Raw genomic sequence first — 16,655 nt, forward strand, 5'->3', positions numbered from 1 at the left:
ACAGGTTAATAAAACTATTATCCACGTTTTAACGAAAGTGTATTAAACATTGGCCTATTTATCGAATGAAAAACACTCGCTATTGTGTCTGTATATCAACGCAAAGGAAACTATTTATGAAATATAAAATTGTTTTATCAGCTTTAATACTCACAACTTCGCTTATATCTGCACCTATTTTTGCAGACGAACACGTATCAAAAGTAATACCTGCCAACAAAGTAAATTGGGGCTACTTAAACCCATTAAGAGGCGAACAAAGTCCTGTTGCAGCTGATTTGTGGGGCGATCGTACTGCAGACACTCCAACAGGTATGCTAGTACGCTTTAAAAAAGGGTTTGAGTCTCCGCCGCACATTCATAACATTACTTACCGAGGTATCGTAATTGAAGGTCAAATGCACAATGACGACCCCACAGCTGAAAAAATGTGAATGCCAACAGGATCATTTTGGACACAGCCCGACGGTGAAAACCACACTACTGCAGCTAATGGCACTATAAATCTAATTTACCTAGAAATAGATTCTGGTCCTTATTTAGTAAAACCTACAAACAAACAGTTTGATAATGGCGAACGCCCATTAAACTTTCATAAAGACAACCTGGTTTGGTTAAACAAAAGCGACATAAATAATATTAATGCTAACGCAGTACAAACAACGTTTCTGTGGGGAAATAAAGATGCAAGCTATGGCTCAATGATAAAACTACCAGCCGGTTTTAAGGGGGAAATTAGCACAAATGCAAATGAGTTTCGTGCAGTAATAATTGCAGGCAGTGTGCAATACAGCTCAAAAGGTAACTTACAAAACCTAAGTGCAGGCAGCTATATAGAATCTGCGGGAAAATTCATTCACTCGCTTGAAAACAAAAGCAATATCCCAGCAACTATTTACATTCGTAGTAATGAAACCTATCAAATAAATTAGGAAGTGCTAATTGCCTAAAGCAACGTAAACAATTAAGCGCACCTCTTAGTGCGCTCAATTAACTGCTGGTGATTAAAAGCTGTAACGTGCTGTTAAGCTAATATAATCTAAATCATCTATTGTGGTGTAGCTGGTACCTACAGAAAAGTTTGTATTTATATAATAACGAGCACCTAACGTAATAGCTGTTTCACTGTCATCTGCAATATCAATGTAACCTAAGCGGCCATCAATTTCGATGCTATCAGTTAACATCGATCTAACACCCATAGATAATCCATAGCCATTTTCATCATCCGAAAAATCACTACCGCTGTACGATACTTCAGTTTCTATGTTTTCATACGTTACTAAACCATAAAAATCAGTGCTTTCACTCATTGCAGTACGGTAACCTACGCCTGCGCTCAACCAGTTAAGATCTACATCTAAACCATCTTCTGAGTCGCCTACAGTCTTATATTGACCAGACACAAAAAAATTATCGCCTAGTAATTTACTACCATCAAGCGTCCAACCATTTGCATCATCGCCATCAAGATCTGCATTTAAGTAACCGCCAGACACATAATTAAAGTGAGGTGTTTCTGCAAATGCAGCTGGGGTGGCAAAAACTGAACTCAATAGTAAAAGAGCGACTTTATTCATTTTCATGGTACTTCCTTTTAGATATATTTAAACAACACATTGTTGTACCCAATAAAATACACGCCTATATTATTGATTGCAATAAGAAAGTTAATAGATTAATTAAGAATCAAGATATGAGTTAAGCAACACAAATAATATAGAAATTAGCGTTTTGAGTGTGTAATAAATTGATATTTACTGGAATATACTTAGAAGGTTTGAAAAGTGGTGGCCCCTCCCAGACTCGAACTGGGGACCTAACGATTATGAGTCGTGTGCTCTAACCAACTGAGCTAAGGGGCCAACTTTATATAACTGCAAGGCAGTTAATTTTTGAAGCGTTTAGCCACAGAGCGACTAAAGCGGGTTGCAGTATAAAAACTTTTTTAGGGCTTGTCACTACCAAAAACCTTTATTTTAACAATCAATAAGCTAACTGCTTAAATTGTAATCTTTTAAAGAGTGTGAATGGGTAAATTTGGGGAGTTTTAGGGAAATAAAGTAAAAATGATTAAAAATAATATTTATTAATAGAATGCGCTGAGCAATATTTACTTACATCTGGCGTAAACATAGCTCAGCTACGCATTATTTTTTAGCAATAATATAAATTGCATGTATTAACCCAGGGAAGTAACCCAATAGCGTTAATAAAATATTAATCCAAAAATGCATACCTAAGCCCACTTGTAAAAAAACACCCAGTGGTGGTAGCAAAACAGACAGTATTATGCGAATGATATCCATTATTTAGCTCCTTCAAACAGTTAAAAACAAAAAGCCCAGCAATGCTGGGCTTTGAGTATAACGTTATTCAGCTACGATAGATAAGTTATCTACCACATCACGAACGTCTTCAGCATTTTTAGCAATTTCGATTGCTAATTGCTTTTCCGCCGATGATTCCACCGAGCCGTTTAGTGTAACAACACCATTATCGGTATCTACATCAATATCGGTTCCACCTACTTCTGAATCAAATAGGAAACGTGTTGTAATAACGGTGGTGATTTTAGCGTCCGTTAGGTCGTTATCATCATCCATCATTTTAGAATCTGTATGTTTAGCGCTCATATTTTTAACAACGGTTAGGCTGTTTTCAACGTCCATGACGCCATCTAGACTAAGTACAAGCTCTTCTGCTAGCTCTTTCTCTACTTCGCTATCAACTTTACCTGTAAGTACTACCTTGCCATTTGTTACATCAGTGTTTATGTCAAAGTTGTTTAGGTCTGTGTTCATTAGAAGTACAGTTTCTGCCTTGCCATCAATCCAAGCATCTTTACTTTCGTTTTCCCAGCTGTTTGCTTGTGCACCCATTGCTGTTGTACCAAGAACTAACGCGGCGATAATAGATTTGTTAAATGTTTTCATAATCTTTCTCCTTTTGATTAAAGACACTTTAACTAATGCGAACATCAAGCCAACTTTATTTACCATTCAAAATCATAAACTTAACGAAAAACATAGACTCTTATAGGTTTAACGTATTTCCCCTATTTACAGGCAAGTGAGTAAAACTTTCTCAAAGTGTGAAAATTACTAGATTATTGCTATTTTGGTTAATGTATCGTTAATATAACAACTAAACAAAAAGCCTTTAAAAATTAAATTATTGATAATAAACAAAATTAATTTTGGTATACGGTTTGCTAACTAGTTAACTAATTGCAAATACAATTAAGGAATGCCCCATGTCTGTAAAAGTTGAAGACCGCCCAATAGAGCAAGTACGCGAACAAGTGATTGATCAGTTAATTTATAACTATAGCCATGGCGTTATATCGGTTGAGGCATTTGAAAGACGATTAGACAAAGCAATGGACGCCAAAGACAATTCTGTGCTGCTTACGTTAATAGAAGACTTAACACTTAATACCGACAAGCAATACAAAGCTGAAAAGCAATCGCAGTTTACGCCTAATTACAGTGCTCAACAAAATAGCGATGACGACATTACACTGCGCAGTATTTTGGGTTCAAACGAGCGAAGCGGACAATGGGTAGTGCCTAAAAATATTTACCTAAATAATTATATGGGCTCTGTGGTACTCGATTTCACCGACGCTATATTTACACATCAAAACGTGACAATTCATGTTAATTGTATTTTTGGTAGCGACGAAATTTATGTACCCGAGCATGTTAATGTAGTATCTAAAATGTTTTGTATTTTAAGCACACTAGAAAACAAATCAGTCACATTAAATAAGCGCCAAGGCCCTACCATTCATATTGAAGGCAAAGCGATATTAGGGTCGGTTGAAGTAAAGGTAAAGCGTACCATAAAAGAAAAGTTTATTAGCTTTGCAAACGATTTAAAGGCACAGCTAGGGGTAATTAACAAATAAGTACAACCGTATTTGCTTTAATATGGCTGCTTTTTAGCAGCCATATTATCATTGCAGGCTTATAAATCATTATTTCGCTCAGCAGGAACATCGGACAAGTACTCTACAAACTCAACCTCAAAACCCGAAGGGTCTCTGAAGTAGATGTTTTTTCTAAATGGATTTTTAGTACCGTGCTTATATGCTGCAAAACCCGCTTTATTTAAACGAGACACCGTTTTATCTAAATTAGCCGTCACGTAAGCAAAGTGAGCAAACCCAACTTGATGCCCTGAAAGCACTCTGTTTTCACCCTCACCATGATCGCTCATTGCTATGTATTGCGTGTCGTCACCAAAGTGGACCCAACGCCTTGGTTTTCCGTACCAGTCACCCCGCCCTTCGCTTCGTATTACCCAATGCGGGAAAATAGCTTGGTAAAAACGAATCATGGTATCGATGTTTTTAACAACTAAGTTTACGTGTTCTAAATACATACTGTGTCCTTGTTAGTTAATTTAAACGCATCATAAAACCTCAAGCTAACTTTAGGTAAAGTGCTTTTTTATAGTTTTTATATGTAATAGAGCAGATACGCGATGATTTAAATTAAATGTGCAATACTTTCAAAGCTGTACAAAAAACACCCACAAGTATTTAGGGTTTATTGTTTACTTTATGTCAAAAGTCGCTAAAATACGCCGGCTGAAATATACAAACGTTCTTTTACAACCCAAAGGTAACTCCATGCATCCAATGTTAAACATTGCGGTTCGCGCTGCGCGTAACGCAGGCAAAATTTTACTTCGCGCTAGCGAAGACTTATCAAAAGTTGAAGTGCAACAAAAAGGCGCTAACGACTTAGTAACTAATATTGATAAAGAAGCCGAAGCCGTAATCCGTGACACTATTTTACAGTCTTACCCTACTCACTCTGTTGTGGGCGAAGAACTAGGTGAACACAAAGGCAAGGATGATGATTACCAATGGATTGTAGATCCTATCGATGGAACAACAAACTTCATCAAAGGTATCCCACATTACGCAATCTCTATTGCACTTAAAGTTAAAGGCCGTTTAGACCAAGCCGTTATTTATGATCCAATCCGTGGTGAGCTTTTCACTGCATCTAAAGGTCAAGGCGCACAACTTAACAGCAAACGTTTACGCGTAAGCAAAACAACCGTTCTTGCTGGTACAGTTTTAGCAACGGGCTTCCCTTATAAGCATAAACAACATACAGATGCATACACTGAAGCGTTTAAAGCGTTATTTGTTCACACTGCTGATATTCGTCGCGCAGGTTGTTCTGCATTAGACATGGCGTATGTTGCAGCTGGTCGTGTTGATGGTTTTTTTGAAATTGGCTTAAAACCTTGGCACTCTGCTGCAGGCGAGCTAATGGTTAAAGAAGCGGGTGGTATGGTTGTCGATTTTGCTGGTGGTAATAACTATAACCACAGTGGCAATATCATTTGTGGTGCACCAAAACTGACTCAAGCTATTATTCGTGAAATTCGTCCAGTGTTAACTGAGTCGTTACTTCGCTAATAAATTGCTTTTACCAATATAATTGGTACAACTAAAAAAGGAGCCTAGGCTCCTTTTTTGTTTTTAAAAGTAAGGGTTTACCAATTTAATTTCAATAGTTTCCCCTTTTGTATAAGGAAGGGAGTTTAAATCTGTTGCAAAGTATTCATAAAATAGCGCATCAAACTCGCCATTTTGCTGCATTATTTTTATTCCCTGCTCAACCGCTTTCGCTAATTCGGGCTTATCCTTAGAAACAAAATAATACAACGCTGTTGGGTAGCTAATATATAAATTAGGCACAACACGTAAATTTTTATGCTGTGGCTCTAAAAGCTCAGAATTTACCTCAATAAATGAGCGCGGAAAATAATCTATGCGGCCTTGGCTAGTAAGCGCAAACATGGCTTTTAGGTTTGATAATGGCCTCACGTTTAAACCGTTATTAACCAATATGCGCATATCAGGCCAGTCGTGCCCCTGTACCGAACTAAGCTTTGATAATTGCTCAAGCGTTTTTATGTCTTTAAATTTATCTAAATTGTCTTTATTTGTAACTAGCGCTCTTTTACCTATATAACCTTTAAACAATGGGATTTTGATGGCGGTTGCCAATGACTCTCGTTCAGGGCTACTCATGCTCCAATATAAATCAAGGGAGCCGTCATCAAGTGACATTAAGTTACGCTGCTGATGCGGGTGTACATCAACAAGTTCTATTTCGGCAGGATATTGGGCTCTTATCAATGCCTTGGTTAGCATATCATGGAGGTAATCATCACGAGCAAAATGCGCATGTTGATCTTTCGGAATTTTTACACTATTTACTTCGCTTGCTACAGCATTTCCAATCAACAAGCTAACTACGCATACGATACACTTTAATGGCAACATCATGATCACCTATTAGTAAATTACCTTTTTACCAGTTGCTAATCGCACTACTGCAGGCGCTGGGCGCCTTCGCTTGCATGTAAAAAGATAGCTATGACGAAATCGTTTGGCTTCTTTCTTTGCATCCGTTGCTAATGCTGCAACCTGATGGCTATTTTTACACTGCTGTAAATCGGGTTCAACTAATCCTATTGATAAGGTAAGTAACGGTACAAACTGCTTTTCACCTTCACGATTTGTAGCCCAATAACCTTTACTGGCTATATGGTCGGGCGTAAAAAAGGTACGAGAACGATATTCAAACTGTTCAATAATACGATTGCAAATACTTACCGCATCATTTTGATCAAAAACAACCATAAAATCGTCACCACCAATATGCCCTACAAAGTTAGCACTATTTACACAGGCTTGCACTGTTACATCAGCCAATAATTTAATGACACTGTCGCCACTAGCGTAGCCATAAAGATCGTTAAACTGTTTAAAGTGATTCAGATCAATATAAGCTAGGTGAAATTTATTTTTATTGCGTAACCTTTGCTCTATAGCCTCGTTAATAGCGACATTGCCTGGCAGCATTGTTAGCGGATTAGCGTGCTGTGCGTGGCGAATTTTTTCTTCTGTTATGTGTTTTAAAATGTCTCTAAGAGGCGCGAGCCCTAAATAATTGCTATCTCTAGTAATAACAATATGGCGCCTAATATCGAAGTCTTGCTCAGTTATTTGCTTACTCACCGTATCTAGCTTTTGGTCTTCATCAACAATTAGGGGTTGTTTATCCATTAACTCTATAACAGGGCGCTTATCATAAAGGGCATGACCGTAGGGTGCTGCAAACACCTCGGTAAGTTGGTCTTTATGTAATAAGCCAACAGGCCGCCCCTGTTGATTAATTACAGGTATGCTAATAATGGCTTTGTCTTGCTCAAAAAGTAAATGCGCATTTTTGCAACGGGTATCACTTGCTATGGCCTTTTGTGGTTGGCTTAGCGCGCCAATGGCCATTGACTGGTCAAACTGATCACATAATTTAAATGTAAGTGCTTGTATTTGAGCAGAGCTAAAATCACGACTTGGTTGCAAGTTCGGTCGTTCAAATAAAAAACCTTGTACATTATTAATGCCTAAACTTTCAACCAGTGCGAGCTCCTCAGAGCGCTCTATGCCTTCGGCAATTACTAAGGTGTTTGTTGCTTTAGCTAAAACAATAATTGATTTTAAAAACTCCTTTTTAACCTCACTCTGATCGCAATGATCGATAAAATAGCGGTCTATTTTTACATAGTCGGGACGCAGTGCCGACCACTGTTTCAAGCCAGAGTAGCCAGCCCCTAAATCATCAATCGCAATGGTAAAACCCAGTTCTCGGTAATGAGCAATGGTTTTAATTAATAAGTCGTCGTTATCTACTTTGTCTTGCTCTGTTACTTCTATAACAACACGATTAGTCGCTAAACCAAAATGCTCGGTTAGGTGTCGTGTTTCGCCTTTTGGGTGGCAAGGATCGAGTAACGTTTTTGGGCTTACATTTAAAAAAAGCTTACCTTGCAGATTTAGCTTAACAAAGTTTTCTATTGCTTTTGAGCGGCACAGCAGCTCTAACTCAGAAATAAGGCCTTCTTGATGCGCAGCTTTAAATAACGTGTTGGGCATTTCTAATGGGCTACTTTGAGGACCGCGACTAAGTGCCTCATAACCAAGAATGAGCTGACCAGATATATCTAAAATAGGCTGAAATAACGTGGTTACTTCTCCGCTATATAAAATAGCCTCTAAGGCTTGTCGTTGAAGGGTCACTACTGGGCTCAATTATCATTTTGATTAGAGCAATAAAATAGCAACTGTGTATGACATATTTATTTCAAATTCTTATATTTCGGGCAACAAAAAACCGCTCATTGAGCGGTTTTTTTAATGCATTTAAGATTATGGCATTGCCATTGGATCTTGATCTGCACCTTCTTTTTCTATTACTTCTGGTATTAAATCTTCTTTACTTACACCCATTGCAAGCGCAACTGAGCTTGCAACATATACAGATGAATACGTACCAATAAATACACCAAACAATAATGCGGTAGCAAAACCATGAATAGTTTGTCCGCCCCATACAAACAATGCAATCAATACCAAAATAGTGGTGATTGATGTAACAAGAGTACGGTTAAGTGTTTGCGTGAGTGAAATATCGATAATTTCAACGGTATCGTCGATGCGTACTTTACGGAAGTTTTCACGAATACGGTCAGATACAACAATAGTATCGTTGAGTGAGTAACCGATTACCGCCAATATTGCCGCTAATATAGTTAAATCGAACTCTAAACCCAAAATTGAAAACAAACCTAACGTAATAATTACATCGTGTAATAGCGCGCCTACAGCACCAACAGCAAATCGCCATTCAAAACGAAATGCAACGTAGATTAAGATACAAATAAGTGCAGTTAACATGGCTAGGCCACCCTGCTCTTTTAAGTCTTCACCGACACTTGGGCCAACAAACTCAATACGGCGCATTACTACGCTGTCGTCCGCTTTTTTTAGTGCATCAATTACTTGGTTACCAATCACTTCTGCTTTTACGTCGCTACCACGTGGAGCTAAACGCACTAATATATCTTGGCTTGAACCAAATAATTGCACTGACGCATCAGCAAACCCATTCTCAGCTAATACATTACGCACTTTTTTAAGGTCTGCCGGCTGAGAAAACCCCACTTCTACCGCGGTGCCGCCAGTAAAATCAAGACCAAAATTCAAGCCCTTCGTGAACATTGAAACTATCGACGCTACAATTAATAGCGTAGAAAAGCCCATTGCTACTTTTCGAAGAGACATGAAACGAAGGGTTCTACTACCCAAACTTAAAATTTGCATGTCTGCTCCTTAAATAGAAAGTTTATCAATGCGTTTACCACCAATAAATAAGTTGATCACCGCTCGGGTACCAACAATGGCTGTAAACATTGAAGTTAAAATACCAATAGCCAATGTAACCGCAAAGCCTGCAATTGGGCCTGTGCCCACAGCAAACAATATAATTGCCGCAATTAGCGTAGTGATATTGGCATCAAATATAGTGCTAAATGCGCTATCGTAACCAAAATGAACGGCTTGTTGCGGGCTACGACCATCGGCTAGCTCTTCACGAATACGTTCAAAAATAAGTACGTTAGCGTCAACCGCCATACCGACTGTAAGTACAATACCTGCAATACCCGGTAGGGTTAACGTAGCACCCGGAATAAGTGACATTATTCCAACAATAAGCACTAAGTTAGCAGCAAGCGCTAAGTTAGCTACTAAACCAAAGCCCTTGTAGTAAATAAGCATAAAGGCAAGTACAAACGCAAAGCCGAGCGCAACCGCGGTCATACCTGCTTCAATGTTTTCTTGGCCTAAGCTTGGCCCCACTGTACGCTCTTCAACAATTTGAATTGGTGCAACAAGTGCACCTGCACGAAGCAGTAAACTTAAGTTATGCGCTTCAGCTGGGTTATCGATACCGGTAATACGAAAAGAGCGATCTAAACGAGCTTGAATTGTTGCCACGTTAATAACTTCTTCTACCTTAATAGGTGGAAGTGCTTTACCGTTTTCGTCTTTTTTACCTGATGGTTTGTATTCAATAAATACCGTTGCCATACGTTTGCCAATTGCACGCTTAGTAAAGGCATTCATTTTTGAACCCCCTTTGCTGTCGAGTGAAATACTAACTTGTGGGCGTTGGTATTCATCTGCGCCAGATTGCGCGCCAGTGATATGGCTACCTTCAAGAATAATACGTTTTTTAAGTACTACAGGGTAGCCATCGCGGCTCATGATCATTTCAGTACCCGCAGGGATACGGCCTTGAGCTGCTGCGCTTGGATCAGCATTTTCGTCTACTTCACGAAATTCAAGCGTTGCTGTCGCGCCTAAAATTTCTTTAGCACGAGCGGTATCTTGCACACCTGGTAATTGCACGATAATACGTTCAGCACCTTGGCGTTGTACGTTGGGCTCTGCAACACCAATTTGATTAATACGGTTACGAATAATTGTTTCGTTTTGCTTGATGGCGTAATCACGAATCTCTTTTAGCTTTTGCTCACTCATGGTGGCAAAAAATGCATTATCGTTACTGCTGTCATCAATGTATACGTTAAGTGGATAACGAGATTCTAAAAAGCGCTCTGCGGCGTCTTTATCTTCTTCGTTACGCATTTCAACACGCATGCGGTCAGAGCCGGCTACACGACGAACGCTGCGATAGCGAAGTTTTTCTTCACGCAGATCGCTTCGGAAATCTTGTTCCATTTGCTCAAGCTGGTTATCAACCGCTGTTGCCATGTCGATTTCCATGGTGAAATGTACGCCACCACTTAAATCTAGACCTAGCTTCATTGGGTTTCCGCCAAGGGATTTTAACCAAAGAGGTTGAGCAGGCGCCATATTAATGGCTGAAATGTAATCGTCACTTAGCGAGTCACGCAATAAGTCTTACGCTTTTAATTGTTCTTCAACATTTTTGAAACGAACAAGTATTTGCCCGCCTTCAAGCTTGGTTGATTTAACCGCTACGTTATGTTTTTTAAGGGTTTCATTTACTTTGTCTACAACACTGAGATCAACATCAGCACCTTTAGCACCCGAAACTTGTATAGCCGGATCACGGCCATACAAGTTTGGAGAAGCATATAAAAGGCCAATGGCAACCACAGCTAAGACAAGTAAATACTTCCACACTGGAAACTTGTTTAACACGGGGTCGTCCTTATTATTTTTATAGCGACTTCATTGTGCCTTTAGGCAATACAGCAGATACAGATGCTTTTTGTACTGTCACTTCTGCTTGCTCATTTAAAGAGATAACGATGAAATCTTTATCTTCAGCAATTTTAACAATCTTACCAACTAAACCACCTTGGGTTAGTACTTCATCGCCTTTAGCCATCGCATTCATTAAGCCTTTATGCTCTTTAACGCGCTTAGCTTGTGGGCGGTAAATTAAAAAGTAAAAAACTAAACCGAAAATAGCTAACATAATTAGCATTTCCATACCGCCACCGGCTGCAGGAGCGCCAACTGATGCGTGTGCGTTTGAAATAAATAAACTCATAATACTTCCTCTTTAAATTTAAAGTTTAATTTTTTATATCTGCAAGCTCTGGCACGTCTTGGCCGCGGCGAGCGTAAAAATCTTTTACAAATTCTTCTAGTTTACCTTCGCTAATTGCATTGCGCAGGCCTTCCATAACACGTTGATAGTAACGTAAGTTATGTATTGTGTTTAGTCGTGCACCTAAAATTTCGTTACATTTATCAAGGTGATGTAAATAAGCGCGCGAGTAATTTTTACACGTATGGCAATCACAGTCAGGGTCAAGTGGACCGGTATCTGTTTTATGCACAGCGTTACGGATTTTAATAATACCCGTAGTAATAAATAAGTGACCGTTACGCGCATTGCGCGTTGGCATAACACAGTCAAACATATCTATGCCGCGACGTACCGATTCAACTAAGTCTTCTGGTTTACCCACACCCATTAAGTATCGTGGTTTATCTTCAGGCATTTTGTACGCACAATGATCAAGAATATTCATCATTTCGTTTTTAGGTTCACCAACTGATAAACCACCTAACGCATAACCATCAAAGCCAATTTCTTCTAGACCAGCTTGCGATTGTGCACGTAATTCTGGGTACATGCCACCTTGAATAATACCAAATAACGCAGATGGGTTATCGCCGTGACCTTCTTTTGAGCGTTTTGCCCAACGAAGAGACAGCTCCATTGAATCTTTAGCTTCTTTTTCAGTTGCTGGATACGGCGTACATTCGTCAAATATCATTACAATATCCGAACCTAAATCACGTTGTACTTCCATTGACTTTTCTGGCGACATCATTATTTGATCACCATTTACTGGTGATTGAAATAAAACACCTTCTTCGGTAATTTTACGCATTGCGCCAAGGCTAAATACTTGGAAACCGCCTGAGTCAGTTAAAATTGGGAAATCCCAATTCATAAAGTCGTGTAAGTCGCCGTGCTGCTTAATAATTTCAGTACCAGGGCGAAGCATTAAGTGAAAGGTATTACCTAAACAAATTTGTGCACCTGTTGCTTTTACTTCGTCAGGTGTCATACCTTTAACAGTACCGTAAGTACCTACAGGCATAAATGCGGGCGTTTCTATTACACCACGGTCAAAAATCAAGCGGCCGCGGCGCGCTTTACCGTCGGTGCGGTCTAATTCAAATTTCATATCATCCTCAATGTCGGAAAAACAGTCCAACAAGCTATAATTTAACCGCTCGATTCTACCCTTTTTGCACTGCTAATACTATTAGCTGCGGTAAATTCGCTCGTGATAATCATCTACAACTAAAAACCCCAGCAAGTATGCTGGGGTTGAGTGTTACTTTTATTTAATAATAAATAAAACAGCGCTATTTACGTGTTAAAAACATAGCATCGCCATAACTAAAAAAGCGATATTTTTGTTCTATTGCAGTGTTATAAGCACCCATAATATTGTCTTGTCCGCTAAACGCACTCACTAACATAATCAACGTTGACTCAGGTAAATGGAAATTAGTAACCATGGCATCGACGACGTTAAATTGGTAACCCGGAAAAATAAAGATATCTGTATCGCCAAAGTAAGTATCTAGCTTGCCGCCATGTATTTTGGCAGCCGACTCTAGTGAACGCATTGATGTGGTGCCAACAGCGATAACACGCCCGCCATTTGCTTTAGTTTGTGCAACGGCGTCTACCACATCTTGTGGAACTTCAATATATTCTGAATGCATTACGTGTTCGTCAATCGTTTCTACACGCACGGGCTGAAATGTGCCTGCACCTACGTGTAACGTAACGAACGCCATTTTTACACCTTTATTTTTAAGCGTAGCCATAAGCGACTCGTCAAAGTGTAAGCCTGCTGTAGGCGCTGCCACAGCCCCAGGCTTTTCACCGTAGACTGTTTGATACCGTTCGCGATCAGCTTCATTATCTGGTCGATCGATATAAGGCGGTAATGGCATGTGACCAATATCGTTAAGTGTATCGAGTACATTTTTGCTGTGATCAAATTCAAGTTCAAATAAAGTATCGTGACGGGCAATCATCGTGGCTTTAGCTTTGCCTTCTAAAATAACCTCATTACCTGGTTTTAATGATTTACTTGCACGGACATGAGCAAGTACACGGTGTTCATCCAATACTCGTTCTACAAGGACCTCAACCTTACCGCCTGATGCTTTTTGACCAAACATACGCGCAGGTATTACTCGCGTATTATTAAAGATGAGTAAGTCGTTTTCGTTAACTAGCTCAAGAATATCACTAAATACTTTATGGCTTATCTCCCCTGTTGGACCATCAAGGCTTAATAAGCGGCTGCTCGTACGATCTTTTTTTGGAAAGCGAGCAATTAATTCATCGGGTAAGTCAAAACTAAAGTCAGCTACGCGCATAGTTGGTAATCCACATCATTAAAAATCGCGCCAAGTGTATATCTATCGTCAATTAAGCTCAAGAAGCCAGCTCAACTTCTGTAAACCTAAGCGTCCTTCTATTCAAAGTGATTATTCAAATCTACTTGTTCTTGCTAACAAAACTCATTACCCTTAGGAATGGTAGTAAGTTACGATTTTTAGGACCTCCTGCGTGGCAGAACAATTAAATTTGCTAATTTTAAATGCAAGCCGTGCTGAGCGCAGGGTAATTAAAGATACTTTAAAAAAGCTTGACGTATTTAGCTTTATTGAAGCAAACGATAGCCAGGAAGCCCTTAAAACTCTAAAGCAACAACCCGTTGATATTATTATCACGGGGCTGAATGTGGGGAAAATAGACGGTTGGCGTTTTTCTCGTATGATTCGCTCCGGGCTATTAAAAACCCCTAAAAACACCCCTATTTTGCTTATGCCACCGACTTACTGCGAACGAATTGCAGAAACAACCGCCCGTAGTTATGGAATCGATGCTGTTTTACCTTTCGAAAACCAAGACATGCTACCGCAAGTTTTGGCTAATGTTTTATCTACACATTTAGAAAAAAGCAGTCGACTCAACCTCCTTTTGCTAGAGCCCCATGCCAATAAAGTTGAGTCTATAAGTGAAGAACTAAAACTCAACTTTGCTATTACACATGTTACAACGTGTAAAGCAGCACTTAACCAATACAATCAGCAAAAATTCTCTATTGTGTTACTTGATACCACGCAAGAAAAAGCCGATGAATCTAGCTTACTCGTTGAAAATATTTTACAGCACAACCCTAAGCAAGCTATTGTAACTATTATAGATAATGCTGATGCAGACTATGCCGAGCAGCTATTGTTATCGGGCGTAACCGATTTTATTCGCGCACCTTACGAACCTTCATTTTTAAATAAAGTATGTGATCATGCCGCTCGCCGAGAAGACTTTATGGTGAGCTACGCTGAATTTGCACAAAAAGTAGAGCAGTTAAGCGTAAGCGAAGTAAGGTATAAAGAACTGTTTTCAGCCCATCAGCGCATATTATTGCACCTTAATACTGTTGTACTTGAGCTCGACCAGTTAGGAAAAATTCGCTTTATAAACCCAGCTTGGGAAACCTTAAGTGGATTTGGCGTTAAATCGAGCCTACAAAAAAGCCTTACTCAATTTTATACTGGCGAATGCCAAATAAAGCTAAAAGCAACCATCGACGATATACTCGAAGGTGGAACCGATCATCAACAAATAGAAATAAAACTCCAACATAAAAAGGGGGGCCAAATTTGGGTTGAATGTCGGTTGCAGCTAATTAAAAACAGACGTAATAATGCAACGATCACTGTCACTATTGATAACATTCACGAACGTAAGCAAGCCGAACTTCAATTACGCCACCTTGCGCTACATGATCCATTAACTGGCCTACACAACCGATACCACTTTGACCAAGAGCTAAGTCGTATTTGTAAACCCAAACATACTCACAGCGATGTTGAGCATGCCTTGATTTACATTGACCTTGATCATTTTAAAATTATTAATGATAGCCAAGGCCATCATCAAGGCGACCTGGTCTTAAAAGATGTGGCACAGCTGTTTAAAGACAACATTGAAAAAGAACATCTAGTGTGTCGTATTGGTGGCGATGAATTTGCCGTCATTCTAAAAAATATGAACCTACTTGATGCGCACCTTATTGCAGAAGGTGTTTGTAGTGCCATAGAGCAGCATACCTTTAAGTCTAAAGAGCAAAGCTACACAATAAGCTGCTCTATCGGCTTAACGCAAATCACAGTAAATAATAACGACCCAAATGAGTGCTTAAAGCAAGCTGATATTGCTTTGTATATTGCAAAAAACTTAGGCCGTAATTTAGTCCATTGCTACTCAAAAGAAGATGCGCAAAACAACACGCTTCAAACAGGTCTTGAGTGGGGGCACGAAATCCGCCAGGCACTTCAACAAAATAATATTGAATTACATTACCAGCCTATATGGGATTTTAAAGCAGAAAAAGTTGCGTACTTTGAGGCGCTATTGCGGTTAAAACTTAAAGGCACTCTCATTTACCCTAATCAGTTTATTCCGTCACTAGAAATGCTGAACGACACTTTTTTAATGGATCAGTGCGTAATTAGAAATGCGATTGAAAGTGTTGCAAAATACCCTCAACTTAGCCAAGTTGCTATTAATCTATCTGCGCAATCATTCTTAGATGAGCGACTGCTACCATTAATTGAGTCAAACCTTGAAAAGTATAATGTTCCCGCCACTCGGATAATTTTTGAGATCACCGAATCAGCAAGCATAAATAACATACAAGCTACACGTAAGATGATTGAAAAACTCAACTCTTTAGGTTGCCACTTTTCAATAGACGATTTTGGGACCGGCTTTAGTACTTTTAGTTACCTAAAACAGCTGCCTGCTCAACATGTAAAAATAGATGGCTCGTTTGTTCGCGACATGCTTAATGACCCTATTGACCTTGCTTTAGTAAAAGCAATTAACGATATTAGCCGCTCACTTGATAAGTACTCTGTTGCAGAGTATGTTGAAAATAAAGAAATATTTTCTACTTTAAAAGATATTGGTGTGGACTACGGGCAAGGTTACTTTATTGCTCGCCCAGTGCCCGTTGAAAAAATAAATGATGAGCTTGAAAAAATTTATCAAAATAAAAGTATTTACCAACAGTAGCCTAGATTAAAACTAACCAATTCGAACAATTTCACGTCACTTTTTTCTTCCATTATCTTCTTTCTTGCCTATACTTTCTTTATCAGATAAAGAGGATGTCATGTAATTTAAAGGATTACACTGTATAAACATGACATTACCCACTAGCAACAC

General features: G+C 39.2%; 13 protein-coding genes, 1 tRNA gene and 2 pseudogenes. 4 read left to right on the forward strand and 12 right to left on the reverse strand.

Annotation, left to right across the window (positions count from 1 at the left end):
• Nucleotides 1-116: 116 nt before the first annotated feature.
• Nucleotides 117-932 (forward strand): annotated as a pseudogene (locus ATS76_RS13550) (DUF4437 domain-containing protein).
• A gap of 72 nt (nucleotides 933-1,004) precedes the next feature.
• Here the strand turns inward: ATS76_RS13550 and ATS76_RS13555 are convergent.
• From ATS76_RS13555 to ATS76_RS13565, 4 genes are all read right to left on the reverse strand, one after another.
• Nucleotides 1,005-1,586: a porin family protein gene (locus ATS76_RS13555; RefSeq protein WP_058552549.1), complete on the reverse strand. Its 582-nt coding sequence runs from the start codon at nucleotides 1,584-1,586 to the stop codon at nucleotides 1,005-1,007.
• A 202-nt stretch (nucleotides 1,587-1,788) separates the two neighbouring features.
• A tRNA-Ile gene (locus ATS76_RS13560) sits at nucleotides 1,789-1,865 on the reverse strand.
• Between the two features lie 285 nt (nucleotides 1,866-2,150).
• Nucleotides 2,151-2,309, reverse strand: a complete 159-nt coding sequence (locus ATS76_RS19100) for a YqaE/Pmp3 family membrane protein (RefSeq protein WP_006791179.1) — start codon at nucleotides 2,307-2,309, stop codon at nucleotides 2,151-2,153.
• Nucleotides 2,310-2,372: 63 nt separating this feature from the next.
• The gene (locus ATS76_RS13565; protein WP_006791180.1) at nucleotides 2,373-2,936 is read right to left on the reverse strand and encodes a BON domain-containing protein; all 564 of its coding nucleotides are present in this window, start codon (nucleotides 2,934-2,936) and stop codon (nucleotides 2,373-2,375) included.
• A 320-nt stretch (nucleotides 2,937-3,256) separates the two neighbouring features.
• Here ATS76_RS13565 and ATS76_RS13570 point away from each other — a divergent pair, with 320 nt between their 5' ends.
• Nucleotides 3,257-3,913, forward strand: coding sequence for a LiaF domain-containing protein (locus ATS76_RS13570; RefSeq protein WP_058552550.1), 657 nt, complete (start codon nucleotides 3,257-3,259; stop codon nucleotides 3,911-3,913).
• Between the two features lie 59 nt (nucleotides 3,914-3,972).
• Here ATS76_RS13570 and ATS76_RS13575 read toward each other — a convergent pair whose 3' ends face one another.
• Nucleotides 3,973-4,389, reverse strand: coding sequence for a VOC family protein (locus tag ATS76_RS13575; RefSeq protein ID WP_058552551.1), 417 nt, complete (start codon nucleotides 4,387-4,389; stop codon nucleotides 3,973-3,975).
• Between the two features lie 250 nt (nucleotides 4,390-4,639).
• Between ATS76_RS13575 and suhB the strand changes: the two genes are divergently transcribed.
• Nucleotides 4,640-5,443 carry an inositol-1-monophosphatase gene (gene suhB, locus ATS76_RS13580; protein ID WP_058552552.1) on the forward strand — a complete coding sequence of 268 codons (804 nt, stop codon included), beginning with the start codon at nucleotides 4,640-4,642 and terminating at the stop codon, nucleotides 5,441-5,443.
• 63 nt (nucleotides 5,444-5,506) lie between these two features.
• Here the strand turns inward: suhB and ATS76_RS13585 are convergent, their stop codons facing one another.
• From ATS76_RS13585 to queA, 7 genes and pseudogenes are all read right to left on the reverse strand, one after another.
• Complete coding sequence (locus tag ATS76_RS13585; RefSeq protein WP_058552553.1) at nucleotides 5,507-6,316, reverse strand: substrate-binding periplasmic protein; 810 nt, start codon at nucleotides 6,314-6,316, stop codon at nucleotides 5,507-5,509.
• 12 nt (nucleotides 6,317-6,328) lie between these two features.
• The gene (locus tag ATS76_RS13590) at nucleotides 6,329-8,116 is read right to left on the reverse strand and encodes a bifunctional diguanylate cyclase/phosphodiesterase (protein WP_058552554.1); all 1,788 of its coding nucleotides are present in this window, start codon (nucleotides 8,114-8,116) and stop codon (nucleotides 6,329-6,331) included.
• Nucleotides 8,117-8,245: 129 nt separating this feature from the next.
• Nucleotides 8,246-9,199 (reverse strand): protein translocase subunit SecF, encoded by a 954-nt coding sequence (secF, locus tag ATS76_RS13595; protein WP_058403777.1) that lies wholly within the window; start codon nucleotides 9,197-9,199, stop codon nucleotides 8,246-8,248.
• Nucleotides 9,200-9,208: 9 nt separating this feature from the next.
• Nucleotides 9,209-11,068, reverse strand: a pseudogene (gene secD / locus ATS76_RS13600) (protein translocase subunit SecD).
• A gap of 19 nt (nucleotides 11,069-11,087) precedes the next feature.
• On the reverse strand, nucleotides 11,088-11,423 hold the full coding sequence (gene yajC / locus ATS76_RS13605; RefSeq protein ID WP_058552555.1) for a preprotein translocase subunit YajC: 336 nt from the start codon (nucleotides 11,421-11,423) through the stop codon (nucleotides 11,088-11,090).
• 25 nt (nucleotides 11,424-11,448) lie between these two features.
• The gene (gene tgt / locus ATS76_RS13610; RefSeq protein WP_058403779.1) at nucleotides 11,449-12,576 is read right to left on the reverse strand and encodes a tRNA guanosine(34) transglycosylase Tgt; all 1,128 of its coding nucleotides are present in this window, start codon (nucleotides 12,574-12,576) and stop codon (nucleotides 11,449-11,451) included.
• A gap of 184 nt (nucleotides 12,577-12,760) precedes the next feature.
• Nucleotides 12,761-13,792 (reverse strand): tRNA preQ1(34) S-adenosylmethionine ribosyltransferase-isomerase QueA, encoded by a 1,032-nt coding sequence (gene queA, locus ATS76_RS13615; RefSeq protein ID WP_058552556.1) that lies wholly within the window; start codon nucleotides 13,790-13,792, stop codon nucleotides 12,761-12,763.
• Between the two features lie 193 nt (nucleotides 13,793-13,985).
• Here queA and ATS76_RS13620 point away from each other — a divergent pair, with 193 nt between their 5' ends.
• Complete coding sequence (locus tag ATS76_RS13620; protein ID WP_058552557.1) at nucleotides 13,986-16,502, forward strand: EAL domain-containing protein; 2,517 nt, start codon at nucleotides 13,986-13,988, stop codon at nucleotides 16,500-16,502.
• Nucleotides 16,503-16,655: the final 153 nt, after the last annotated feature.

Source organism: Pseudoalteromonas sp. 10-33 (assembly GCF_001469195.1).
Taxonomy (GTDB): Bacteria; Pseudomonadota; Gammaproteobacteria; order Enterobacterales; family Alteromonadaceae; genus Pseudoalteromonas.

Excerpts from the sequence above, each read along its gene's own strand:
- ATS76_RS13555 (WP_058552549.1), bottom strand. The coding sequence starts at position 1,586 with ATGAAAATGAATAAAGTCGCTCTTTTACTATTGAGTTCAGTTTTTGCC.
- ATS76_RS19100 (WP_006791179.1), bottom strand. The coding sequence starts at position 2,309 with ATGGATATCATTCGCATAATACTGTCTGTTTTGCTACCACCACTGGGT.
- ATS76_RS13565 (WP_006791180.1), bottom strand. The coding sequence starts at position 2,936 with ATGAAAACATTTAACAAATCTATTATCGCCGCGTTAGTTCTTGGTACA.
- ATS76_RS13570 (WP_058552550.1), top strand. The coding sequence starts at position 3,257 with ATGTCTGTAAAAGTTGAAGACCGCCCAATAGAGCAAGTACGCGAACAA.
- ATS76_RS13575 (WP_058552551.1), bottom strand. The coding sequence starts at position 4,389 with ATGTATTTAGAACACGTAAACTTAGTTGTTAAAAACATCGATACCATG.
- suhB (WP_058552552.1), top strand. The coding sequence starts at position 4,640 with ATGCATCCAATGTTAAACATTGCGGTTCGCGCTGCGCGTAACGCAGGC.
- ATS76_RS13585 (WP_058552553.1), bottom strand. The coding sequence starts at position 6,316 with ATGTTGCCATTAAAGTGTATCGTATGCGTAGTTAGCTTGTTGATTGGA.
- secF (WP_058403777.1), bottom strand. The coding sequence starts at position 9,199 with ATGCAAATTTTAAGTTTGGGTAGTAGAACCCTTCGTTTCATGTCTCTT.
- yajC (WP_058552555.1), bottom strand. The coding sequence starts at position 11,423 with ATGAGTTTATTTATTTCAAACGCACACGCATCAGTTGGCGCTCCTGCA.
- tgt (WP_058403779.1), bottom strand. The coding sequence starts at position 12,576 with ATGAAATTTGAATTAGACCGCACCGACGGTAAAGCGCGCCGCGGCCGC.
- queA (WP_058552556.1), bottom strand. The coding sequence starts at position 13,792 with ATGCGCGTAGCTGACTTTAGTTTTGACTTACCCGATGAATTAATTGCT.